A 21,876-nucleotide genomic window follows, 5' to 3' on the forward strand; every position below is an offset into this window, starting at 1 on the left:
GTCCACCGGGCCTCGACGCCCTCCAGGTGAACTTCCGGTATGTCCGATCAGGCAGTTTCGGCAGTTATGCCCCTCATACCCGAATGGCGTATCGCCGAGTCAGCGGGTTTTGGACACGCTGAACGGGTCTCGCTGGTGCGGTTGTCGGGGACCGCCTGAGCACTGGGGTAATACGTGAAACGTCGCTATAGCGGCGCGCGCGAACGCGTGCGCCTGATGAAGGCTGCCCGGGTACTGGGGGCTGCCCTGTCCTTGGCCGTGGTGGTGTCCGGGGTGACCGCAGTCACGCCTGCCGCCGCCGCGGCACCCAAACCTGGTCCCTCTACTGCCGTTGATGTACGGACGCTGCCGCTGGCCGATGCGCCTGCCGCGGCGGAGAAGCGTGCGCCCGCGCCGCGGGTGGACGCGGATTTCGCTCCGCTCACCAGGGCGGCTGACCCGGGTTCGCGGTTCGACCCGGCGCGGTCGCGGGTGGTGTCGCGGTCGCAGTTCGTCGAGGAGTACGTGAACCCGGATGGGTCGCGCACCACCAAGCAGTCCGCGGAGCCGTTGAACGTCAAGGATTCCGCGGGCACCTGGCAGCCGATCGACGCTTCGTTGGAGGTCGACGGAACCGGTCGGGCGAAGGCCAAGCGCCACCCGCTCAACGCCTCGCTGGCCGCTGCCGCTGATGATCCGTCGTTGGTCGCGATCGAGGTCGACGGCGCGAGGGTGTCGCTCGGCATGGACGGTGTCGCGAAGGGTCGCAAGGCGAAGGTGGCGGGCAAGAACGCCGACTACGCCGATGTCGCGCCGGACACGGACCTGAAGTACGAGGTCACGGCGAGTTCGGTGAAGGAGACGATCGTCGTCCGCAAGCCGGGCCGTTCGTCCTGGAAGTTCACCCTGGACACCGGTTCGCTGACCCCGCGCCTGGCGGGCGGTGGCATCGAGCTGGTGGACGCCAAGGGGGTTGTGAAGGCGTTCATGCCGCCGGTGGAGACCTGGGACTCCGCTGGTGACGGCAAGGACAAGGCGCCTGCGCAGACCGGTGGCTGGTACGGGCTGGAGCAGGTCAAGGGCAAGTGGGTGCTCACGGTCTCGGTCGACGAGACGTGGCTGAAGGACCCGAAGCGCGTGTACCCGGTGAACGTGGACCCGACGTTCAGCTTCGCGGCGGACAACTCGTGGGCGTACAAGTCCGATGGTTACAGCTGCCAGCACTGCGGTGCGCGGGTCGGCAACTCGCAGTCGGGCCCCAGTGGTGGTGACACTTACTGGCGTTCGGCGTTCCACTACAACTTCTCGTCGCTCTCGGGCCAGAACGTGGTCGGCGTGCGGATGGATGTGTCGCGCGCGAACGGCGGTGGCTACAACAAGGCGTGGAGCACGAACCTCTACGACCTGAACAACTTCAGCTTCAACGGCCCCGGCCCGCACCTGGCGGCGTCCATCGTCGGTGACGTCGGCAGCTTCCAGAGCACCACGTTGACCAACTTCGTGAAGAACGCGGTCAACACCAACAACTGGAACTACTGGTTCATGCTCGTGGGCACCGAGACCCCGGGTGTCTACAGCTACAAGAACCTCACCGCCACCATCTACGTCGACACCGGCAACGCCCCGCCCGCACCGGTTCTCTCGGCACCGGCGGACAACAGCGTGCTGACTTCGTTGACGCCGACGTTGGCGGTCAACTCGGTCACCGACGCCGATGGCGACGCGGTCAAGTACTGCTTCACCGTCGCCACCGGCACGGATGGCAAGTCGGGTCAGGTCGTGGACTCGGGTTGCGTGACGACTCCGACGTGGACGATCCCCGAGGGTGTGCTGACCGACGGTGCGGCGTACACGTGGAAGGCCACCACCGCGTCGGGTTACAGCTTGACGCCGTCCGCTTGGGTCGGGCACTTCAAGGTCGACCAGCGCATCGGTGACCACGGTCCGTCCCCTGTGGACACTGTGGGTCCGGTCACGGTGAACCTGGCCAACGGCAACGTGTCCACCTCGGCGTCGTCGCCGACGTTCACCACGGTCGGTGGAACCGCCGGGCTCAGCTTCACCTACAACTCCCAGCAGCCCGTCGCGACCGGCGTGAAGGCGTCCTACTTCGACGATGTCTCCCACGCTGGTCTGATCAACGACGGCCAGGTCCCGGTCCTGACCCGGAACGAGCCGCAGATCAACGCGGACTGGGGTACCAGCTCCCCGCACTCACCCGCCTTGGGCGCCGACTGGTGGCTGGTCCGGTGGGAGGGCTGGTTCATCCCGCCGGTGACCGGCACCTACCAGTTCGCCGGTCTGCACGACGACGGCCCGGTCGTCTGGATCAACAACGCCAAGGTCTACGACGTGGCCACGCCGCGCGCCACGCTCGACTGGGCCGCGGCCACCGGTGTCGCGCTGACCCAGGGTGTGGCTGTGCCGATCAAGGTCGAGTTGCAGGAGATGACCGGCAACGCCTCGATGAAGCTCTACACCCGCACCACCTCCGGTGGTTCGGTGCCGGAGCAGATCGTTCCCTCGGCCTGGCTCGCGTCCACCGACAGCCCCGCCCTGCCCAAGGGCTGGACCCTGTCGGCTGACCTTGACGGCTCCGGGAGCACCTACACCGAGGCGAAGGTGGTCGACCAGACCATCGTCGTCACCGACGCCACCGGCGCCAAGCACACGTGGACCAAGAAGTCCGCTGGTGGGTACGCGCCGCCGGAGGACGAGGACGGCACACTCGGCCTCGACAACACCGGCCGCATCACCCTCACCCAGGGCGCCGACGTGTTCGTCTTCCGCACGGACGGCAAACTCGACACACAGTCCAATGTGGCCGATTCGCGCAAGCCCGCCGCATTGCAGAACCTCTACAACGGCACGCCGTCGCGATTGGTCCAGATCAAGGACCCGGTCTCGAACAGGTTGCACCAGCTGTACTACAACCGCCCGGGCGAGGACTGCTACGGCGGCGCCTCGGTTCCCTCCGGCGCGGACGCGCTGCCCCCGGCCCAGATGCTGTGCCGCATCGTCTACTGGGACGGCACCACGTCTCGCCTCTGGTACAAGGCGGGGCAGCTGTTCCGGATCGAGGACCCGGGCAGTGAGATCACCGACTACACCTACACCAACGGCATCCTCACCGGCGTACGCGATCCCCTCGCCGCCGACTGGGTGGCGGTGAACCCTGGTGTCCGCGACACCGCGGCGACCTACACCGCGATCGGCTACGACAACACCGCCGCGGTCAAGCCGGTGGCCACCTCGGTCACCAGCCCGGCACCGTCCATCGGCGCGTCGCGACCCGCGCACTCGTACCGCTACGACCGCCCCAACCGCATCGCCTACACCGATATCGCCGGGATCAGCCCGGCGATCGGGTTCTCCAGCAAGGTTACCTACGACGACGCCGACCGTGTTCTGTCCACAACAGATGCCAATGGCAAGGTCTCGTCCCAGACGTGGAACGTCAAGGACCTCAAGCTGACCTCCACCGACTCCGCGGGCCGGGTCTCGACCACGGTCTACGACGCGCAAGACCGACCGATCGACAACTACGGTCCCGCACCGGCGTCGTGCTTCACCGGCCAACTCCCGACCGTGGCCTGTGCGAGCACCGTACCCCGCACCAGCACCGGCTACGACGAGAACATCAACGGCCTGTCGGTGTCCTGGTACGACAACAACACCTTGTCCGGTGCGCCGAAGGTCTACACGACCGGTTTCGGTGACCCCACCGGCAAGCTCCAGCAGACCTGGCCTGGGATCCCCACCACCGGTATCCCCGCCGACTTCTACTCGCTCCGCGCCACCGGCGACATCGTGTTCCCGGCCGCGGGTACCTACAACCTGCGCCTGTTCGCCGACGACGGCATCCGCGTGTGGATCGACGATGAGTTGATCATCGACAGCTGGATCGGCACCTTCCCCCTCTGGCGCAACGCCAACGTCGTCAGCACTGCGGCGGGGCAGAGCAAGAAGATCCGCATCGACTACTTCGAAGTAGACCTCGGCGCCCAACTCGAACTCCACTGGACCACCCCGGCAGCCGTCCAGGAAGTTGTGCCGGGATCAGCACTGCGCCCCAAGCACGGCCTGACCACCTCGACCACCACGTTCGAGTCGGCCGGCGTTCCGGACAAGTCCAGCACCACCCGCTACGACCAGGGCGGCATGGACCCCACCTACGGTCAGGCCAGCTCGACCACGGTGGGCGGGCTCACCAGCTCCTCGACCTACGAGGCGCCGGGCACGGCATACCTGCGCAAGACGGCCAAGACCATGCCCACGAGTGCGCAGACCACCTACGAGTACTACGGGGACACCGAAACCCGCGACGACCCGTGCGTCGCCGGTGACAACCAGGTCAACCAGGGCGGTCTGGCCAAGAAGACCACCCTGCCCACCCCCGCCTCCGGTACGGCACGGGTGGACGAGCAGATCTACGACGCCTCCGGCCGGGTAGTGGCCAAGTCCACTGCTGGTGACTGGACCTGCACGAGCTACGACGTGCGTGACCGCGCGGTCTCCGTGACGATTCCCGCCAACGCCTCGGCGGGCGCGCGCACCACCACCCAGAACTTCGCGGTCGGGGGCGACCCGCTCACGACCTCGGCGACCGACTACAACGGCACGATCACCACCCAGGTCGACCTGCTCGGCAGGCTGGTGGCCTACACCGACGCCAACGGCGTCCGGACCGAGACCAGCTACAACCAGGCGGGCCGGGTGACGCTGGAAAGGGTCGTCCCGGCGAACGTGACCGACGCCGTCCAAGACACCACCAACACCTACGACGACACCGGTCGGGTGCTCACCACGTCGCTCGACGGCACGGTGCTGGCGACCGCCACCTACGACGCCGCGGGTGAACTGGCGTCGGTGACCTACGCCAATGGCAGTTCGCTCAACGCCACGGGCAAGGACACCGCGGGCAGGCTCACGTCGTTGACGTGGAAGACCAGCAACAACGCCACAGTCGCGTCAACGGTGACCCGTACTCGTGCGGGCACGATCATTGACGAATCGCTCGGCGGCGTGGACGCGAGGCCGGGCCTGCCGAACTTCGACTACGACGCCGCGGGTCGGCTCACCGATGCCTGGGTGACCGACCACCACTACGGCTACGACTTCACCTCCACCGCACCTGCGGCGTGCCCGAGCGGGAAGCAGGCCAACGCCGGTCTGAACACCAACCGGGTGTACCTGTGGGACGAGACCACCAGCGGCACGGATGACACCGGGTACTGCTACGACGCGGCGGACAGGCTCATCGCGACCGTGGGCACCAACCCGGTGACCGGGATCCAGTACAACTCCCACGGTTCCACCACCCAGTACACCCAGAGTGGGGCGACCACGGTGTTCGGTTGGGACAACGCCGACCGCAACATCCTGATCACCACCACCGGCTCGGACCCGGCGGCGGTGTCCTACACCCGGGACGCCAACGACCGGATCACCCGGCGCCAGACCACGCAGGGCGACACCGCCACCGACATCCGCTACGGCTACACCTCCGACGGCGACACCGCTGACTACGCCCTCAACGGCGCGGACAAGAAAATCATCACGCGCAGCATCCTCTTGCCCGGTGGCGTGTTGCACACCTGGAAACCGGTCGCGGCGGACCGCACCTGGGACCACCCCACCGTGCGCGGTGACCTGTCGTTGACCACCACCAACGCCGGTCTGCAGTCCGGTTCGCTGCGTGCCTTCAGCCCGTACGGCGAGCCTATCGGCACCGTGAACGACGGTGTCCCCGACAACCAGCCCGGGCACTTCGACAACGGCTGGCTCGGTCAGCACCAGCGCCCGTACGAGCACGCGGGGTCGTTGTCCATCATCCAGATGGGCGCCCGGCCCTACAGCCCGGCCCTGGGGCGGTTCCTCTCCGTCGACCCGGTCGAGGGCGGCGGGTCGAACGACTACGAGTACGTCGGCGGCAATCCGATCAACACCACCGACCTCGACGGTAGGTGCTGGATCTGCCGCAAGGCCAAGGCCGTGGGCAACTGGGCCTGGAAGAATCGGGGTACGGTTGCCACGTGGGTCGCGGTCGGGGTGTGCATCGGGTCGATCGGAACCGGTTGCGCCGTGATGTCGGGCCTGGCACTCGCCGCCCGCCAGCACCAGAAGTACACCGAAGGCAAGTTCACCTGGCGGGGCGCTGCCGCGGACACGGTGAACACGGTCCTCGGCTTCGGGTTGAACCGGGCAGCGGGTCGGGCGTTCCCCGGAACCGTTCGGCTCGGACTGCGCGGCGTGTTCCGCGCACTGGGTTCGAAGATCTTCCGGCCGACATTCGTGAAGGCAACGCTGGGTTCGCTCACGTACAGCCTGCCCGGCGCGGCCATGAACCTGGGTTGCTCGCTATCCAAGAAGCGGTACCAGTCCTTCTGCTAACAACGTCGAGAAACTGACACTGGGGGGCGCGAGTAGCGCCCCCCAGTGCACGTCGCGGGAGATGTCTTGGTTGTCGTGTCGAGGTCCTGGGCGCTGACCGCGTATTGGTGCCTCCTAGGTGCGGTTCTTCTCCTCCTCGCTGCCGCGGGGTTCGGTTCGTCGGGGTTCCGCGGCGATTTCGGGAGTGTCTCGGGCCTCCTGCTCGCGGTCCTCTTCCTGGGTATGGCGCTCTGGTGCGGTTCAGCGGTGGTGGACCTGGGCCCGGTGCGCATCGTTGGTGGGCGGCTTGTGTTCAGGGAGCGGGGCAGGCGCTGGTCGCTGGCTCCTGGGGACGTGCGGGTGTGGATCTGGTTGTCGGACGGGAGTCCGATGGGGCAGGTCCTGCGGCTCCAGTACTTGAAGCTCAGGCTGACCGACGGGCGGGTGATCCGGCTGCGCAAGCGCTTGGTCAGCCGCAGGCGGTTGAAGGCGCGGAAGACCAAGCAGGCGCTGGCCGACTTCTTCGGCTCCGCCTGACCCGCGGGTCTCGGTAGCTGAGAGCTGCACCACACCACCGGGTGCTTTCGGGTACCCCTTCGGGTGGACCAACCGCGCGGCTGCTTGGGTACCCCCGTTTTGACCTCCCCGTCACGACCAAGGTATCTTTGCTACTCGTGCCCGACCCATGTCGGGTCGGTCCGTGTGCCTGTGCCGCGCGGTCCACGACGAGGGCGTCCACCTGGATGTCGTCGGCTGGACTCCTGCCAGTCACGCCGGAGTTCCTCCCGAACCCCGCTGGGATGGTTTTCTTCCCGTGCGGGTGCCGCGAGAGCGGGCGACACGCCCGACCTCGGGGGGCGGGCGGAAGAGCAGGAACCGCAAGTACACAGTGCCTTCGGCGCCCTCGCGGGGGTGTCGAGAGTGAAAGAGAAAGCCGGTCTATGCCCACGATCCAGCAGCTGGTCCGCAAGGGCCGCCAGGACAAGGTCGCCAAGCAGAAGACTGCGGCTCTCAAGGGGAGCCCGCAGCGGCGTGGCGTGTGCACGCGCGTGTACACCACCACCCCGAAGAAGCCCAACTCCGCGCTCCGCAAGGTCGCTCGCGTCAAGCTGACCAGCGGCATCGAGGTCACGGCGTACATCCCTGGTGAGGGCCACAACCTGCAGGAGCACTCCATGGTGCTCGTGCGCGGCGGTCGTGTGAAGGACCTCCCGGGTGTTCGCTACAAGATCATCCGCGGCTCGCTGGACACGCAGGGCGTGAAGAACCGCAAGCAGGCGCGCAGCCTCTACGGCGCGAAGAAGGAGAAGAGCTGACATGCCCCGTAAGGGACCGGCCCCGAAGCGGCCGCTGATCTCCGACCCGGTGTACAGCTCGCCGCTGGTCACCCAGCTCATCAACAAGGTGCTCAAGGACGGCAAGCGCTCGGTCGCCGAGCGCATCGTCTACGGCGCCCTCGAGGGTGCCCGCGACAAGACCGGCACCGACCCGGTTGTCACGCTCAAGCGCGCCCTCGACAACGTGAAGCCGACGCTGGAGGTCAAGAGCCGCCGCGTCGGTGGTGCGACCTACCAGGTGCCGATCGAGGTCAAGCCGGGTCGCTCGACGACCCTGGCGCTGCGCTGGCTGGTGTCGTTCTCCCAGGCCCGCCGCGAGAAGACCATGATCGAGCGGCTGATGAACGAGCTTCTCGACGCCTCCAACGGTCTTGGCGCCAGCGTCAAGCGCCGCGAGGACACGCACAAGATGGCTGAGTCCAACAAGGCCTTCGCCCACTACCGCTGGTGATCACGGGCGTCCGCCATCCGGCGGACGCCTCAGCGGCGCCGTAGCTCAAGGACAGGGGAAGAACCCGTGGCACTCGACGTGCTGACCGACCTGGCCAAGGTCCGCAACATCGGGATCATGGCCCACATCGACGCGGGCAAGACCACGACGACCGAGCGGATCCTCTTCTACACGGGGATCAGCTACAAGATCGGCGAGGTGCACGACGGCGCCGCGGTCATGGACTGGATGGAGCAGGAGCAGGAGCGGGGCATCACGATCACCTCGGCTGCCACCACCTGCTACTGGAAAGACCACCAGATCAACATCATCGACACCCCCGGGCACGTCGACTTCACCGTCGAGGTGGAGCGGTCCCTGCGGGTGCTCGACGGTGCCGTCGCGGTGTTCGACGGCAAGGAAGGTGTCGAGCCCCAGTCCGAGCAGGTCTGGCGCCAGGCATCGAAGTACGACGTCCCGCGCATCTGCTTCGTCAACAAGATGGACAAGCTCGGCGCGGACTTCTACTTCACCGTGCGCACCATCTCCGAGCGCCTCGGCGCCAAGCCGCTGCCCATCCAGATCCCGATCGGCTCGGAGGGCGACTTCATCGGTGTCGTCGACCTGGTCGAGATGCGGGCGCTGACCTGGCGCGGTGAGGTCAAGAAGGGCGAGGACTACACGATCGAGGCGATCCCGGAAGACCTGCTGGAGACCGCGCAGGAGTACCGGGACGCCCTGATCGAGGCGGTCGCCGAGACCGACGACGAGCTCATGGAGCTCTACCTCGGTGGCGAGGAGCTGACCGTCGCGCAGATCAAGTCGGGCATCCGCAAGATCGTCACCGACGCGACCGCGTACCCGGTGCTCTGCGGTTCGGCGTTCAAGAACAAGGGCGTGCAGCCCATGCTCGACGCCGTGATCGACTACCTGCCGTCGCCGCTGGACGTCCCCGCCGTCGAGGGCACGCTGCAGGACGGCGAGACCAAGGTGACCCGCAGGCCCAGCGTGGAGGAGCCGTTCTCCGGGCTGGCCTTCAAGATCGCCTCGCACCCGTTCTTCGGCAAGCTGACCTACGTCCGCGTCTACTCGGGACGGGTCGCCTCCGGTGCCCAGGTCATCAACTCGACCAAGGACCGCAAGGAGCGCATCGGGAAGCTCTTCCAGATGCACGCCAACAAGGAGCAGCCGGTCGAGGAAGCCATCGCCGGGCACATCTACGCCGTCATCGGGCTCAAGGACACCACCACCGGTGAGACCTTGTCCGACTCGGCGAACCCGATCGTGCTCGAGTCGATGACCTTCCCGGACCCGGTCATCCAGGTCGCCATCGAGCCCAAGACCAAGGCCGACCAGGAGAAGCTGGGCACCGCGATCCAGAAGCTGGCCGAGGAGGACCCCACCTTCAAGGTCAACCTGGACGAGGAGACCGGCCAGACGATCATCGCGGGCATGGGCGAGCTCCACCTGGACATCCTGGTGGACCGCATGCGCCGCGAGTTCAAGGTCGAGGCGAACATCGGCAAGCCGCAGGTGGCCTACCGCGAGACCATCCGCAAGACGGTCGAGAAGCTGGACTACACCCACAAGAAGCAGACCGGTGGGTCGGGCCAGTTCGCGAAGGTCGTCATCAAGCTCGAGCCGCTCGACACCTCGACGAGCGACGGCGTGCTCTACGAGTTCGCCAACGGCGTCACCGGTGGCCGCGTGCCGCGCGAGTACATCCCGTCGGTCGACGCCGGTGCGCAGGACGCCATGCAGTACGGTGTTCTGGCCGGTTACCCGCTCGTCGGGCTGAAGTTGACGCTGCTGGACGGTGCCTACCACGAGGTGGACTCGTCCGAGATGGCGTTCAAGGTCGCCGGTTCCATGGCGCTCAAGGAGGCCGCCCGCAAGGCCGGTCCCGTGATCCTGGAGCCGCTGATGGCGGTCGAGGTGACCACGCCCGAGGACTACATGGGCGATGTCATCGGCGACCTGAACTCCCGCCGCGGCCAGATCCAGGCCATGGAGGAGCGCAGCGGGGCCCGCATCGTCAAGGCGCTGGTGCCGCTGTCTGAGATGTTCGGGTACGTGGGCGACCTGCGGTCCAAGACCCAGGGCCGCGCCAACTACTCGATGGTGTTCGACTCCTACGCCGAGGTTCCCGCGAACGTGGCGAAGGAAATCATCGCCAAGGCGACGGGGGAGTAATCCCCTACCCGCGTAAGCGGGGCCACCTCGGCCCCGCGGCCCGCAACAGACCCAGATAGCCGCCTCCGTGCCGGGCAGATAATGTCCGGCACGGAAGTGGAACAGAGCAGCAGATCCAGTCCAGGAGGACAGTCCAGTGGCGAAGGCCAAGTTCGAGCGGACCAAGCCGCACGTCAACATCGGCACCATTGGTCACATCGACCATGGCAAGACCACGCTGACCGCGGCCATCTCGAAGGTCCTGCACGACAAGTACCCCGACCTGAACCCCTTCACGCCGTTCGACGAGATCGACAAGGCGCCGGAGGAGAAGCAGCGCGGTATCACCATTTCCATCGCGCACATCGAGTACCAGACGGAGAAGCGCCACTACGCGCACGTCGACTGCCCGGGTCACGCCGACTACGTGAAGAACATGATCACCGGTGCCGCGCAGATGGACGGCGCCATCCTGGTGGTCGCCGCGACCGACGGCCCGATGCCGCAGACCCGTGAGCACGTGCTGCTCGCCCGCCAGGTCGGCGTCCCCTACATCGTCGTCGCGCTGAACAAGGCCGACATGGTCGACGACGAGGAGATCCTGGAGCTCGTCGAGCTCGAGGTCCGCGAGCTGCTGTCCGCTCAGGACTTCCCGGGTGACGACCTCCCGGTCGTGCGCGTCTCCGCGCTCAAGGCCCTCGAGGGCGACGCCGAGTGGGGCGCCCGCCTCATCGAGCTCATGGACGCCGTGGACGAGAGCATCCCGGAGCCCGAGCGCGACGTCGTCAAGCCCTTCCTCATGCCCGTCGAGGACGTCTTCACGATCACCGGCCGCGGCACCGTCGCGACCGGTCGCATCGAGCGGGGCATCGTCAACGTCAACGAGGAGGTGGAGATCGTCGGCATCAAGGAGAAGGCGCAGAAGAGCACCGTCACCGGTGTCGAGATGTTCCGCAAGCTCCTCGACCAGGGTCGCGCTGGCGACAACGTCGGTCTCCTGCTGCGCGGCATCAAGCGCGAGGACATCGAGCGCGGCCAGGTCATCGTGAAGCCGGGCACCACGACCCCGCACACCGAGTTCGAGGCCCAGGTCGTCATCCTGAGCAAGGACGAGGGCGGTCGTCACACCCCGTTCTTCAACAACTACCGCCCGCAGTTCTACTTCCGCACCACCGACGTGACCGGCGTGGTGACCCTCCCCGAGGGCACCGAGATGGTCATGCCGGGCGACAGCACGGGCATGACGGTCAACCTGATCCAGCCCATCGCGATGGACGAGGGTCTGCGCTTCGCCATCCGCGAGGGTGGCCGCACCGTCGGCGCAGGCCGGGTCGTCAAGATCCTCAAGTAGTGCCACCGGGGGGTCGGACCACGCGGTCCGACCCCCCGATTTGGATCGTCACACCTGCGTGTGGCATCCTTCATGGGTTGCTCGTCGCGGGGCGGCCGGGGTTGTACACACCGGCCGCCTCCGCGTGGGGGCCGGGGTGTCAGCACCCCTCTAGACAACAGATGCTCGGCTTGCCCAAGGATTTCGTCCAAGGGACCGCCATGCGACTCGGGCGCGACACGCCCGACCGCGTGGACCGGGAGCCGCGGGATCGCAGCATGTGAACAGGGAAGCGGCGCGGTTCGGCCTGACAGGTCTGCCGACATCGCAACGACAAGAGGAACGGCAAGCCACCATGGCGGGACAGAAGATCCGCATCCGGCTCAAGGCCTACGACCACGAGGCGATCGACGCGTCCGCGCGAAAGATCGTGGAGACCGTGACGCGCACCGGCGCACGGGTCGTGGGGCCAGTGCCGCTGCCCACGGAGAAGAACGTCTACTGCGTCATCCGCTCGCCGCACAAGTACAAGGACTCGCGCGAGCACTTCGAGATGCGCACGCACAAGCGTCTCATCGACATCCTCGACCCGACCCCGAAGACGGTCGACGCGCTCATGCGCATCGATCTGCCTGCGAGTGTCGACGTCAACATCCAGTAAGCGTGCGGCGCTGAGCGGCGGAGAGAAACACAGTCATGTCTGACAGGCAGATGAAGGGAATCCTGGGCACCAAGCTCGGGATGACCCAGGTCTTCGACGAGAACAACCGGATCGTCCCGGTCACCGTCGTCAAGGCGGGGCCCAACGTGGTCACGCAGGTGCGCACCCAGGACAGCGACGGCTACGTCGCCGTCCAGCTCGCGTACGGCGCCATCGACCCGCGCAAGGTGAACAAGCCCGAGACCGGGCACTTCACCAAGGCCGGTGTCACCCCGCGCCGCGTGCTCGCTGAGCTGCGCACCACCGACGCCGCGTCCTACGAGCTCGGTCAGGAGATCACCGCTGAGGTGTTCGAGGCCGGTCAGGTGGTCGACGCGACCGGTACGACCAAGGGCAAGGGCACCGCTGGTGTCATGAAGCGCCACGGCTTCAAGGGCCTCGGCGCCTCGCACGGCACCCAGCGCAAGCACCGCTCGCCCGGCTCCATCGGCGGCTGCGCCACCCCGGGCCGCGTCTTCAAGGGTCTGCGCATGGCGGGCCGCATGGGCCACGTGCGCGTGACCACCCAGAACCTCACGGTGCACCAGGTGGACGCCGAGTCCGGCCTGATCCTGCTCAAGGGTGCCGTTCCCGGCCCCAAGGGCGGTCTGGTGTTCCTCAAGACTGCCGCGAAGGGCGGTGCCTGATGAGCAGCGTTGACATCAAGGCCCCGGGCGGCAAGACCGACGGCAGCGTCGAGCTGCCCGCCGAGATCTTCGACGTCCAGGCCAACGTGCCGCTGATGCACCAGGTCGTGGTGGCCCAGCTGGCCGCGGCCCGCCAGGGCACGCACTCCACCAAGACCCGCGGTGAGGTCTCCGGCGGTGGCCGCAAGCCGTACCGCCAGAAGGGCACCGGCCGCGCCCGCCAGGGCTCGACCCGCGCACCGCAGTTCGTCGGCGGTGGCGTGGTCCACGGCCCGCAGCCGCGCGACTACTCGCAGCGCACCCCCAAGAAGATGAAGGCGGCCGCCCTGCGCGGTGCCCTCTCCGACCGGGCGCGCGCGGGCCAGGTGCACGTGGTGACCGGCCTGGTGGACGGGGACACCCCGTCGACCAAGACCGCCCGCCTGCTGCTGGAGTCGATCACCAGCGCCCGGCGCGTGCTGGTCGTGCTGACCCGCGACGAGGACGTCGCCTGGGTGTCGGTGCGCAACCTGCCGCACGTGCACGTGATCGCGCCCGACCAGCTCAACACCTATGACGTGCTGGTCAACGACGACGTGGTGTTCACCAAGGCCGCCTACGACGACTTCCTGTCCCGGCCGGTCAAGGTCGGCAAGGCCAGGGCCACCTCGGCCGAGGCCGCGAAGTCCGAGGAGGACAAGTGATCCCCGACCCCCGAGACATCCTTCTCGCGCCGGTGATCTCCGAGAAGTCCTACGGGCTCCTCGAGGAGAACAAGTACACCTTCGTGGTGCACCCGGACGCCAACAAGACCGCCATCAAGATCGCGGTGGAGAAGGTATTCGGCGTCAAGGTCGTCAGCGTCAACACGTTGAACCGCAACGGCAAGCGCAAGCGGACCCGCACCGGGTACGGCAAGCGCAAGGACACCAAGCGGGCAATCGTGACGCTGTCCGCCGAGAGCAAGCCGATCGAGATCTTCGGCGGCCCGGCCGCGTAAGGGACTGAGCAGACATGGGTATCCGCAAGTACAAGCCGACGACCCCGGGTCGTCGCGGCGCCAGTGTCTCGGACTTCGCCGAGATCACGCGGTCGACGCCGGAGAAGTCACTGATCCGTCCGCTGCACGGACGGGGCGGTCGCAACGCGCACGGCAAGATCACCACCCGGCACAAGGGTGGCGGTCACAAGCGCGCGTACCGACTGATCGACTTCCGGCGCAACGACAAGGACGGTGTGCCTGCCAAGGTCGCGCACATCGAGTACGACCCCAACCGCACCGCGCGCATCGCGCTGCTGCACTACGCCGACGGCGAGAAGCGCTACATCATCGCGCCGAACAAGCTGTCGCAGGGCGACCCGATTGAGAACGGCCCCCGCGCCGACATCAAGCCGGGCAACAACCTGCCGCTGCGCAACATCCCGGTCGGCACCGTGATCCACGCGATCGAGCTCCGCCCCGGTGGCGGCGCGAAGATCGCGCGGTCCGCGGGCACCAGCGTGCAGCTGGTCGCCAAGGACGGTCCCTACGCGCAGCTGCGCATGCCGTCCGGCGAGATCCGCAACGTCGACGTGCGCTGCCGCGCCACCGTCGGCGAGGTCGGCAACGCCGAGCACTCCAACATCAACTGGGGCAAGGCGGGCCGGATGCGCTGGAAGGGCCGCCGCCCGACCGTCCGCGGTGTCGCGATGAACCCGGTCGACCACCCGCACGGTGGTGGTGAGGGCAAGACCTCCGGTGGTCGCCACCCGGTGAACCCGGCAGGTAAGCCCGAGGGCCGCACCCGCAGCCGCAAGAAGGCCAGCGACAAGATGATCGTCCGCCGCCGCCGTACCGGCAAGAAGCGCTGAGCAGGAGGTTAAGACAATGCCACGCAGCCTGAAGAAGGGCCCGTTCGTGGACGACCACCTGCTCAAGAAGGTGGACGTGCTCAACGAGTCCGGCAAGAAGACCGTCATCAAGACCTGGTCCCGTCGCTCCACGATCATCCCCGACATGCTGGGGCACACGATCGCGGTGCACGACGGCCGCAAGCACGTCCCGGTGTTCGTCTCCGAGGCCATGGTGGGGCACAAGCTGGGCGAGTTCGCCCCGACCCGCACCTTCAAGGGCCACATCAAGGACGACCGCAAGGCCCGTCGCCGCTAGTCGGCGGCTCGATCACCAGAGCAAGCTAGAAGAGAGCAAGGGAAGCAGCGATGAACGCCCGTAACGATGCCGAGGCGCAGGAAGAGTTTCCGCGCGCCGTGGCACGGGCTCGCTACGTTCGCGCCACGCCGATGAAGGTGCGCCGCGTCGTCGAGCTCATCAGGGGACGTAGCGCCAGCGAGGCCCTGGCCGTGCTCCGGTTCGCGCCGCAGGCAGCCAGCGACCCGGTGGCCAAGGTGCTCGCGAGCGCCGTCGCCAACGCAGAGAACAACCTCAACCTCGACCCCGACACCCTGTGGGTGGCCGTGGCGTACGTGGACGAGGGCCCGACGCTGAAGCGGTTCCGGCCGCGCGCCCAGGGGCGGGCGTACCGGATCCGCAAGCGCACGAGCCACATCACGGTCGAGGTGGAGTCGCGTCCGGTGGTGGCCAAGCAGGCGCCCAAGCGCCGGACGAGCACGAAGGGTGGTGCCCGCTAGATGGGGCAGAAGATCAACCCGCACGGCTTCCGACTCGGCATCACCACCGATTGGCGGTCGCGCTGGTACGCGGACAAGCAGTACGCGGAGTACGTCGCTGAGGACGTGAAGATCCGCAAGCTGCTGTCCAAGGGCATGGAGCGCGCGGGCATCTCCCGCGTGGAGATCGAGCGCACCCGGGACCGGGTCCGCGTCGACATCCACACCGCCCGCCCGGGCATCGTCATCGGTCGCCGCGGCGCCGAGGCCGACCGGATCCGCGGCGAGCTGGAGAAGCTCACCAAGAAGCAGGTGCAGCTCAACATCCTCGAGGTCAAGAACCCCGAGGCCGACGCGCAGCTGGTCGCCCAGGTGACCGCTGAGCAGCTGTCCAACCGGGTGTCCTTCCGCCGCGCGATGCGCAAGGCCATCCAGTCGGCCATGCGCTCCCCGCAGGTCAAGGGCATCCGGGTGCAGTGCGGTGGCCGCCTCGGTGGCGCCGAGATGTCGCGCTCCGAGCACTACCGCGAGGGTCGCGTCCCGCTGCACACGCTGCGCGCCGACATCGACTACGGCTTCTTCGAGGCCCGCACCACCTTCGGCCGCATCGGCGTCAAGGTGTGGATCTACAAGGGCGAGGTCGTCGGCGGTCGTCGCGAGTCCGACACCCGCTCGGCCGCGCCGGACTCCCGGCGCGAGCCGCGCCGCGAGCGCCCGAACCGCGCTCGGCGCTCCGGTGCCACCGGCACCACTGCCACCAGCACCGAGGCGGGGCGTGCCGCCGCCGAGGCGCAGACGAAGTCGGAGTCCGACGCTGCGTCGAGCTCCGCGGGTAACGGGGAGGGCTGACCCATGCTGATCCCGCGCAGGGTCAAGCACCGCAAGCAGCACCACCCCAAGCGGGCCGGTGCGGCCAAGGGCGGAACCAAGGTCACCTTCGGCGAGTTCGGCATCCAGGCGCTGGAGCCCGCTTACGTGACCAACCGGCAGATCGAGTCCGCTCGTATCGCCATCAACCGGCACATCCGCCGTGGTGGCAAGGTGTGGATCAACATCTTCCCGGACCGCCCGCTGACCAAGAAGCCCGCCGAGACCCGCATGGGTTCCGGCAAGGGCTCCCCGGAGTACTGGGTGGCCAACGTCAAGCCGGGTCGCGTCGTCTTCGAGATGAGCTTCCCGAACGAGCAGGTCGCGCGCGAGGCGCTGCGTCGCGCCATCCACAAGCTCCCGATGAAGTGCCGGATCGTCACGCGTGAGGGTGGTGACTTCTGATGGCGGCGGGAACCACGTCCTCGGACCTGCGCGAGCTGACCGACGAGGAGCTGGTGCTGCGGCTGCGGGAGGCCAAGGAGGAGCTGTTCAACCTCCGCTTCCAGATGGCCACCGGGCAGCTGGACAACAACCGCAGGCTGCGGGTCGTCCGGCAGGACATCGCCCGGGTCTACACCGTGATGCGCGAGCGCGAGCTCGGCCTCTCGGCGTCCCCGGCCGCGACCAGCAATGAAGGTGCTGCATGAGCGAGAACGAGACCGTGACCGAGACCGCGACCGACGTGCGCAACAACCGCAAGGTCCGCGAGGGCCTGGTCGTGTCCGACAAGATGGACAAGACCATCGTCGTCGCGCTCGAGGACCGCAAGAAGCACCCGCGCTACGCCAAGGTCCTGCGCTCCACCACCAAGGTGAAGGCGCACGACGAGGCGAACACCGCGGGTGTCGGTGACCGGGTCCTGCTGATGGAGACCCGCCCGCTGTCGGCGACCAAGCGCTGGCGGCTGGTGCAGATCCTCGAGAAGGCCAAGTAAGGGAAGACAGCTAGGCCGAGCCTGTCAGGTCGGAAATCTGGCAGGCCACGAATGGTCAGGGAGTTGAGCACGTGATCCAGCAGGAGTCGCGGCTGCGCGTCGCCGACAACACCGGTGCGAAGGAAATCCTTTGCATCCGTGTTCTCGGTGGCTCCGGCCGCCGCTACGCGGGTATCGGCGACATCATCGTCGCCACCGTCAAGGACGCGATCCCCGGTGCCGGTGTGAAGAAGGGTGACGTCGTCAAGGCGGTCATCGTCCGCACCGTCAAGGAGCGTCGCCGTCCGGACGGTTCCTACATCCGCTTCGACGAGAACGCGGCCGTCCTCATCAAGAACGAGGGCGAGCCCCGCGGGACCCGCATCTTCGGCCCGGTGGGCCGCGAGCTGCGCGACAAGAAGTTCATGAAGATCATCTCGCTCGCACCGGAGGTGCTCTGACATGAAGATCAAAAAGGGTGACACCGTCGTGGTGATCTCCGGCAAGGACAAGGGCGCGAAGGGCAAGGTCATCCAGGCCTACCCGACCACGAGCAAGGTCCTCGTCGAAGGCGTCAACCGGATCAAGAAGCACACCCGGATCTCGCAGACCCAGCGGGGCGCGCAGTCCGGCGGCATCGTGACCCAGGAAGCCCCGATCCACGTCAGCAACGTCATGCTGGTGGCCGACGGCAAGGCCGTCCGGGTCGGGTACGCGTTCAACGACGACGGCCGCAAGGTCCGCGTGGCCCGCGGCAAGGGCAACGGGAAGGAGATCTGATCATGACTACCACTGAGAAGGTCATCCCGCGGCTCAAGACCCGCTACCGCGAGGAGATCGTCACCACCCTGCGGGGCGAGTTCGACTACTCGAACATCATGCAGATCCCCGGCGTGGTGAAGGTCGTCGTCAACATGGGTGTCGGCGACGCCGCCCGCGACGGCAAGCTCATCGAGGGCGCGGTCCGCGACCTGGCCACCATCACCGGCCAGAAGCCCGAGGTCCGCAAGGCCCGCAAGTCCATCGCGCAGTTCAAGCTGCGCGAGGGCATGCCGATCGGCGCGCGCGTGACGCTGCGCGGCGACCGCATGTGGGAGTTCCTCGACCGCCTGCTGACGATCGCACTGCCCCGTATCCGCGACTTCCGCGGCCTCTCGGGCAAGCAGTTCGACGGCAACGGCAACTACACCTTCGGTCTCAACGAGCAGTCCATGTTCCACGAGATCGACCCCGACTCCATCGACCGGCAGCGCGGCATGGACATCACCATCGTGACCACCGCGACCAACGACGAGGAGGGCCGGGCGCTGCTCAAGCACCTGGGCTTCCCCTTCAAGGAGCAGTGATCCATGGCTAAGAAGGCTCTGGTCGCCAAGGCAGCCCGCAAGCCCAAGTTCGCGGTCCGCGCCTACACCAGGTGCAACCGGTGCGGTCGCCCGCACTCGGTGTTCCGCAAGTTCGGGCTGTGCCGGATCTGCCTGCGGCAGATGGCGCACCGCGGTGAACTCCCCGGCGTGAGCAAGTCCAGCTGGTAAGAGAACCACTCGGGCCACTCCTGATCGGGAGTGGCCCAGTGGTGCCTCACCGGCTTGTATCCCCCAGTTCGCCGTAGGCCCTCCCCTGGGAACCCCGGCGAGAAAGGTTGACAGGTCACCATGACGATGACCGACCCGATCGCAGACTTCTTGACTCGTCTGCGCAATGCCAACTCGGCGTACCACGACGCCGTCGTGCTGCCGCACAGCAAGCTCAAGGCGAACATCGCCGAGATCCTCAAGCGCGAGGGCTACATCGCGGGCTACCGCGACGAAGACGGCGAGAAGGGCAAGAACCTCGTCGTCGAGCTGAAGTACGGCCCGAACCGCGAGCGGAGCATCGCCGGTCTGCGACGGGTGTCCAAGCCCGGCCTGCGGGTGTACGCGAAGTCGACCAACCTGCCCAAGGTCCTCGGCGGCCTCGGCGTGGCCATCATCTCCACGTCCGGCGGCCTGCTGACCGAGCGCCAAGCCGGTAAGCAGGGCGTGGGCGGCGAAGTCCTCGCGTACGTCTGGTAAGGGGGAAACAGAATGTCTCGCATCGGAAGGCTTCCGATCCCCGTCCCAGCCGGGGTTGACGTCACCATCGAGGGACAGAGCCTCAGCGTGAAGGGCCCCAAGGGCACCCTGGCGCTGAACGTGTCCGAGCCGATCACCGTGGAGCGCGCCGAGGACGGCACCCTCCAGGTCACCCGGCCCAACGACGAGCGGCAGAACCGGGCCCTGCACGGCCTGACCCGCTCGCTGGTCAACAACGTCGTGATCGGCGTCACCGCCGGTTACGAGAAGAAGATGGAGATCCACGGCGTCGGTTACCGCGTCGTGGCCAAGGGCTCCGACTTGGAGTTCGCGCTCGGCTACAGCCACCCGGTCAAGGTCACCGCCCCAGACGGCATCACCTTCGTGGTGGAGAGCCCGACCAAGTTCTCCGTCTCCGGCATCGACAAGCAGCGCGTCGGCGAGGTCGCGGCCAACATCCGCAAGCTGCGCAAGCCCGACCCGTACAAGGGCAAGGGCGTGCGGTACGCGGGCGAGAAGATCCGCCGCAAGGTCGGAAAGACGGGTAAGTGATCATGAGCGACTCCACAGTCACCAAGCGCAAGCCGGTGGGCAAGGACATCTCCACCCGGCGCCGCGTCTCCAAGACCCGCAGGCACTTCCGGCTCCGCAAGAAGGTCGCGGGCACCGTCGAGCGCCCGCGCCTGGTCGTGCACCGGTCGGCGAGGCACATCACCGCGCAGGTCATCGACGACCTCGCTGGGCACACTCTGGTCAGTGCGTCCAGTCTGGAAGCCGATGTCCGCTCGGTCGATGGCGACAAGAAGGCCCGCGCGGCCAAGGTGGGCGCTCTGCTCGCCGACCGCGCCAAGGCCGCTGGCATCGCCAAGGTCGTCTTCGACCGGGGCGGCAACAAGTACACCGGCCGGATCGCGTCGCTGGCCGACTCGGCCCGCGAAGCGGGGCTGGAGTTCTGATGATGGTTCTGCACAAGGGAAGGAACGCCTGATGCCGGGACGTACGCGGCAGTTCGGCGGCCAGGGCCAGGGCGGCCCCGGCGGCGGCCAGGGCGGCAACGACCGCGGTGAGCGCCGCGACCGGCGCGACCGGCGCGACGGTGGCGGCCGCGGTGCCGCCGCGGAGAAGACCCCGCACCTCGAGCGCGTGGTCGCCATCAACCGGGTCGCCAAGGTCGTGAAGGGCGGTCGTCGCTTCAGCTTCACCGCCCTGGTCGTGGTCGGCGACGGCGACGGCATGGTCGGTGTCGGCTACGGCAAGGCCAAGGAGGTGCCCGCCGCGATCGCGAAGGGTGTCGAGGAGGCGAAGAAGAACTTCTTCCGCGTCCCCCGCATCGGCGGCACCATCCCGCACCCGATCCAGGGTGAGAAGGCGGCTGGCGTGGTGCTCCTGCGCCCGGCCAGTGCCGGTACCGGCGTCATCGCCGGTGGCCCGGTCCGCGCCGTCCTGGAGTGCGCGGGCGTGCACGACGTGCTGTCGAAGTCGCTGGGTAGCGACAACGCCATCAACATCGTCCACGCGACCATGGCCGCACTGCGCGGCCTGCAGCGCCCGGAGGAGGTCGCGGCCCGCCGCGGCCTGCCGCTGGAGGACGTGGCACCCGCTGGCATGCTCCGTGCCCGCGCCGCCGCGGCCACCGCCGGGACGGGGGCGTGACGACGATGGCACAGCTGAAGGTCACGCAGGTGCGCAGCTCCATCGGCACCAAGCGCAACCACCGTGAGTCCCTCCGCACGCTCGGACTGCGCAAGATCCGGCAGTTCACCGTGCGCGAGGACACGCCAGAGGTGCGCGGCCTCATCCACACCGTCCGCCACCTCGTCACCGTCGAGGAGGTCGACTGATGGCCATCAAGATCCACCACCTGCGGCCAGCCGCTGGCGCCAACAAGGCCAAGACCCGTGTCGGTCGTGGTGAGGGCTCCAAGGGCAAGACCGCTGGTCGAGGCACCAAGGGCACCAAGGCGCGCAAGAACGTCCCCGCGCGCTTCGAGGGCGGCCAGATGCCGATCCAGATGCGGCTGCCGAAGCTCAAGGGCTTCAAGAACCGCTTCCGGGTCGAGTACCAGGTCGTCAACGTCGGTGACGTCGCCACGTCGTTCCCCGACGGCGGCGACGTCAGCATCGCCGACCTGGTCCACGCCGGTCTGGTCCGCAAGGGCTCGCTGGTCAAGGTCCTGGGCAACGGTGACGTCAACGGCGTCAAGCTCAACGTCACGGCGGACAAGTTCTCCGGCTCCGCGTCGGAGAAGCTGACCGCCGCCGGTGGCACCGCCACCCTGGCGAGCGCGTAAGCACTGCTCTTCCCGAAGGGCCCCGGACCACGCGTCCGGGGCCCTTCGGCGTCTCCGGTGCCGAACAGCCCCGAGTCGAGCAGCCCCCGAATCGATTCTTCCAGCGGGCGGCGCCGGGGCGGGAGTACTCGGTCGCCGCCTGTGGACAACCCGCTCCGGACTGTGGACACCTCGGCTCGATCTGTGGACAGCTCCG

General features: G+C 67.6%; 27 protein-coding genes. All 27 read left to right on the top strand.

Annotation, left to right across the window (positions count from 1 at the left end):
* The first annotated feature begins 174 nt into the window (after nucleotides 1–174).
* The 27 genes from CLV68_RS06370 to rplO all read left to right on the top strand — a co-directional run bounded on the left by CLV68_RS06370 (nucleotide 175) and on the right by rplO (nucleotide 21,680).
* Entirely contained in the window at nucleotides 175–6,372 is a 6,198-nt protein-coding gene (locus tag CLV68_RS06370; RefSeq protein ID WP_246009689.1) for a PA14 domain-containing protein, read from the top strand.
* A 288-nt stretch (nucleotides 6,373–6,660) separates the two neighbouring features.
* A complete protein-coding gene (locus CLV68_RS33295) occupies nucleotides 6,661–6,888 on the top strand; it encodes a hypothetical protein (RefSeq protein ID WP_147459893.1) in 228 nt (75 codons plus the stop codon).
* Nucleotides 6,889–7,292: 404 nt separating this feature from the next.
* A complete protein-coding gene (rpsL, locus tag CLV68_RS06380) occupies nucleotides 7,293–7,667 on the top strand; it encodes a 30S ribosomal protein S12 (protein WP_092777655.1) in 375 nt (124 codons plus the stop codon).
* Nucleotide 7,668: 1 nt separating this feature from the next.
* Nucleotides 7,669–8,139, top strand: a complete 471-nt coding sequence (rpsG, locus tag CLV68_RS06385; protein WP_026424116.1) for a 30S ribosomal protein S7 — start codon at nucleotides 7,669–7,671, stop codon at nucleotides 8,137–8,139.
* 66 nt (nucleotides 8,140–8,205) lie between these two features.
* Complete coding sequence (gene fusA / locus CLV68_RS06390) at nucleotides 8,206–10,311, top strand: elongation factor G (RefSeq protein WP_121389580.1); 2,106 nt, start codon at nucleotides 8,206–8,208, stop codon at nucleotides 10,309–10,311.
* A gap of 136 nt (nucleotides 10,312–10,447) precedes the next feature.
* Nucleotides 10,448–11,641, top strand: a complete 1,194-nt coding sequence (gene tuf, locus CLV68_RS06395) for an elongation factor Tu (RefSeq protein WP_121389581.1) — start codon at nucleotides 10,448–10,450, stop codon at nucleotides 11,639–11,641.
* 334 nt (nucleotides 11,642–11,975) lie between these two features.
* Nucleotides 11,976–12,281: a 30S ribosomal protein S10 gene (rpsJ, locus tag CLV68_RS06400; RefSeq protein WP_003938093.1), complete on the top strand. Its 306-nt coding sequence runs from the start codon at nucleotides 11,976–11,978 to the stop codon at nucleotides 12,279–12,281.
* A 35-nt stretch (nucleotides 12,282–12,316) separates the two neighbouring features.
* Nucleotides 12,317–12,967, top strand: a complete 651-nt coding sequence (gene rplC, locus CLV68_RS06405; protein ID WP_121389582.1) for a 50S ribosomal protein L3 — start codon at nucleotides 12,317–12,319, stop codon at nucleotides 12,965–12,967.
* A complete protein-coding gene (gene rplD / locus CLV68_RS06410; protein ID WP_121389583.1) occupies nucleotides 12,967–13,650 on the top strand; it encodes a 50S ribosomal protein L4 in 684 nt (227 codons plus the stop codon). Before rplC ends, rplD begins: the two co-directional genes overlap by 1 nt.
* Nucleotides 13,647–13,946 carry a 50S ribosomal protein L23 gene (gene rplW, locus CLV68_RS06415; protein WP_018682831.1) on the top strand — a complete coding sequence of 100 codons (300 nt, stop codon included), beginning with the start codon at nucleotides 13,647–13,649 and terminating at the stop codon, nucleotides 13,944–13,946. The genes rplD and rplW overlap by 4 nt, the downstream gene beginning before the upstream one ends.
* A 14-nt stretch (nucleotides 13,947–13,960) precedes the next feature.
* Nucleotides 13,961–14,797, top strand: coding sequence for a 50S ribosomal protein L2 (rplB, locus tag CLV68_RS06420; RefSeq protein ID WP_092777665.1), 837 nt, complete (start codon nucleotides 13,961–13,963; stop codon nucleotides 14,795–14,797).
* A 16-nt stretch (nucleotides 14,798–14,813) separates the two neighbouring features.
* The gene (rpsS, locus tag CLV68_RS06425) at nucleotides 14,814–15,095 is read left to right on the top strand and encodes a 30S ribosomal protein S19 (protein WP_092777667.1); all 282 of its coding nucleotides are present in this window, start codon (nucleotides 14,814–14,816) and stop codon (nucleotides 15,093–15,095) included.
* 50 nt (nucleotides 15,096–15,145) lie between these two features.
* Nucleotides 15,146–15,574, top strand: coding sequence for a 50S ribosomal protein L22 (rplV, locus tag CLV68_RS06430; protein ID WP_092777669.1), 429 nt, complete (start codon nucleotides 15,146–15,148; stop codon nucleotides 15,572–15,574).
* A complete protein-coding gene (rpsC, locus tag CLV68_RS06435) occupies nucleotides 15,575–16,402 on the top strand; it encodes a 30S ribosomal protein S3 (protein WP_121389584.1) in 828 nt (275 codons plus the stop codon).
* A 3-nt stretch (nucleotides 16,403–16,405) separates the two neighbouring features.
* Nucleotides 16,406–16,825 (top strand): 50S ribosomal protein L16, encoded by a 420-nt coding sequence (gene rplP / locus CLV68_RS06440; protein WP_092777673.1) that lies wholly within the window; start codon nucleotides 16,406–16,408, stop codon nucleotides 16,823–16,825.
* On the top strand, nucleotides 16,825–17,070 hold the full coding sequence (gene rpmC, locus CLV68_RS06445; protein WP_121389585.1) for a 50S ribosomal protein L29: 246 nt from the start codon (nucleotides 16,825–16,827) through the stop codon (nucleotides 17,068–17,070). Before rplP ends, rpmC begins: the two co-directional genes overlap by 1 nt.
* Nucleotides 17,067–17,357 carry a 30S ribosomal protein S17 gene (gene rpsQ / locus CLV68_RS06450; protein ID WP_121389586.1) on the top strand — a complete coding sequence of 97 codons (291 nt, stop codon included), beginning with the start codon at nucleotides 17,067–17,069 and terminating at the stop codon, nucleotides 17,355–17,357. The genes rpmC and rpsQ overlap by 4 nt, the downstream gene beginning before the upstream one ends.
* Nucleotides 17,358–17,428: 71 nt before the next feature.
* A complete protein-coding gene (rplN, locus tag CLV68_RS06455) occupies nucleotides 17,429–17,797 on the top strand; it encodes a 50S ribosomal protein L14 (RefSeq protein WP_018682823.1) in 369 nt (122 codons plus the stop codon).
* Between the two features lies 1 nt (nucleotide 17,798).
* Nucleotides 17,799–18,116, top strand: coding sequence for a 50S ribosomal protein L24 (rplX, locus tag CLV68_RS06460; protein WP_121389587.1), 318 nt, complete (start codon nucleotides 17,799–17,801; stop codon nucleotides 18,114–18,116).
* 2 nt (nucleotides 18,117–18,118) lie between these two features.
* Nucleotides 18,119–18,682, top strand: a complete 564-nt coding sequence (gene rplE, locus CLV68_RS06465; RefSeq protein ID WP_121389588.1) for a 50S ribosomal protein L5 — start codon at nucleotides 18,119–18,121, stop codon at nucleotides 18,680–18,682.
* A gap of 3 nt (nucleotides 18,683–18,685) precedes the next feature.
* Complete coding sequence (locus CLV68_RS06470; protein ID WP_035279543.1) at nucleotides 18,686–18,871, top strand: type Z 30S ribosomal protein S14; 186 nt, start codon at nucleotides 18,686–18,688, stop codon at nucleotides 18,869–18,871.
* Nucleotides 18,872–18,991: 120 nt separating this feature from the next.
* Entirely contained in the window at nucleotides 18,992–19,390 is a 399-nt protein-coding gene (gene rpsH, locus CLV68_RS06475) for a 30S ribosomal protein S8 (RefSeq protein ID WP_121389589.1), read from the top strand.
* A 12-nt stretch (nucleotides 19,391–19,402) separates the two neighbouring features.
* Nucleotides 19,403–19,942, top strand: a complete 540-nt coding sequence (gene rplF / locus CLV68_RS06480; protein WP_121389590.1) for a 50S ribosomal protein L6 — start codon at nucleotides 19,403–19,405, stop codon at nucleotides 19,940–19,942.
* 2 nt (nucleotides 19,943–19,944) lie between these two features.
* Nucleotides 19,945–20,346: a 50S ribosomal protein L18 gene (gene rplR, locus CLV68_RS06485; protein ID WP_170224137.1), complete on the top strand. Its 402-nt coding sequence runs from the start codon at nucleotides 19,945–19,947 to the stop codon at nucleotides 20,344–20,346.
* A 31-nt stretch (nucleotides 20,347–20,377) separates the two neighbouring features.
* Nucleotides 20,378–21,043, top strand: coding sequence for a 30S ribosomal protein S5 (rpsE, locus tag CLV68_RS06490; RefSeq protein WP_092777689.1), 666 nt, complete (start codon nucleotides 20,378–20,380; stop codon nucleotides 21,041–21,043).
* Between the two features lie 5 nt (nucleotides 21,044–21,048).
* Nucleotides 21,049–21,231, top strand: coding sequence for a 50S ribosomal protein L30 (gene rpmD / locus CLV68_RS06495; RefSeq protein WP_092778305.1), 183 nt, complete (start codon nucleotides 21,049–21,051; stop codon nucleotides 21,229–21,231).
* Nucleotides 21,228–21,680, top strand: coding sequence for a 50S ribosomal protein L15 (rplO, locus tag CLV68_RS06500; RefSeq protein ID WP_121389592.1), 453 nt, complete (start codon nucleotides 21,228–21,230; stop codon nucleotides 21,678–21,680). Before rpmD ends, rplO begins: the two co-directional genes overlap by 4 nt.
* Nucleotides 21,681–21,876: the final 196 nt, after the last annotated feature.

This window comes from Actinokineospora cianjurensis (genome assembly GCF_003663795.1).
Taxonomy (GTDB): Bacteria; Actinomycetota; Actinomycetes; order Mycobacteriales; family Pseudonocardiaceae; genus Actinokineospora; species Actinokineospora terrae.

Coding starts and splice junctions, on each gene's coding strand:
- rpsQ (WP_121389586.1), top strand. CDS start 17,067: ATGAGCGAGAACGAGACCGTGACCGAGACCGCGACCGACGTGCGCAAC.
- CLV68_RS06470 (WP_035279543.1), top strand. CDS start 18,686: ATGGCTAAGAAGGCTCTGGTCGCCAAGGCAGCCCGCAAGCCCAAGTTC.
- rplB (WP_092777665.1), top strand. CDS start 13,961: ATGGGTATCCGCAAGTACAAGCCGACGACCCCGGGTCGTCGCGGCGCC.
- rpmC (WP_121389585.1), top strand. CDS start 16,825: ATGGCGGCGGGAACCACGTCCTCGGACCTGCGCGAGCTGACCGACGAG.
- rpsC (WP_121389584.1), top strand. CDS start 15,575: ATGGGGCAGAAGATCAACCCGCACGGCTTCCGACTCGGCATCACCACC.
- rpsL (WP_092777655.1), top strand. CDS start 7,293: ATGCCCACGATCCAGCAGCTGGTCCGCAAGGGCCGCCAGGACAAGGTC.
- rpsH (WP_121389589.1), top strand. CDS start 18,992: ATGACGATGACCGACCCGATCGCAGACTTCTTGACTCGTCTGCGCAAT.
- rplF (WP_121389590.1), top strand. CDS start 19,403: ATGTCTCGCATCGGAAGGCTTCCGATCCCCGTCCCAGCCGGGGTTGAC.
- rplC (WP_121389582.1), top strand. CDS start 12,317: ATGTCTGACAGGCAGATGAAGGGAATCCTGGGCACCAAGCTCGGGATG.
- rplX (WP_121389587.1), top strand. CDS start 17,799: ATGAAGATCAAAAAGGGTGACACCGTCGTGGTGATCTCCGGCAAGGAC.
- rplD (WP_121389583.1), top strand. CDS start 12,967: ATGAGCAGCGTTGACATCAAGGCCCCGGGCGGCAAGACCGACGGCAGC.
- rpsG (WP_026424116.1), top strand. CDS start 7,669: ATGCCCCGTAAGGGACCGGCCCCGAAGCGGCCGCTGATCTCCGACCCG.
- rpmD (WP_092778305.1), top strand. CDS start 21,049: ATGGCACAGCTGAAGGTCACGCAGGTGCGCAGCTCCATCGGCACCAAG.
- rpsJ (WP_003938093.1), top strand. CDS start 11,976: ATGGCGGGACAGAAGATCCGCATCCGGCTCAAGGCCTACGACCACGAG.
- rpsE (WP_092777689.1), top strand. CDS start 20,378: ATGCCGGGACGTACGCGGCAGTTCGGCGGCCAGGGCCAGGGCGGCCCC.
- rplV (WP_092777669.1), top strand. CDS start 15,146: ATGAACGCCCGTAACGATGCCGAGGCGCAGGAAGAGTTTCCGCGCGCC.
- rplE (WP_121389588.1), top strand. CDS start 18,119: ATGACTACCACTGAGAAGGTCATCCCGCGGCTCAAGACCCGCTACCGC.
- rplR (WP_170224137.1), top strand. CDS start 19,945: ATGAGCGACTCCACAGTCACCAAGCGCAAGCCGGTGGGCAAGGACATC.
- rpsS (WP_092777667.1), top strand. CDS start 14,814: ATGCCACGCAGCCTGAAGAAGGGCCCGTTCGTGGACGACCACCTGCTC.
- rplP (WP_092777673.1), top strand. CDS start 16,406: ATGCTGATCCCGCGCAGGGTCAAGCACCGCAAGCAGCACCACCCCAAG.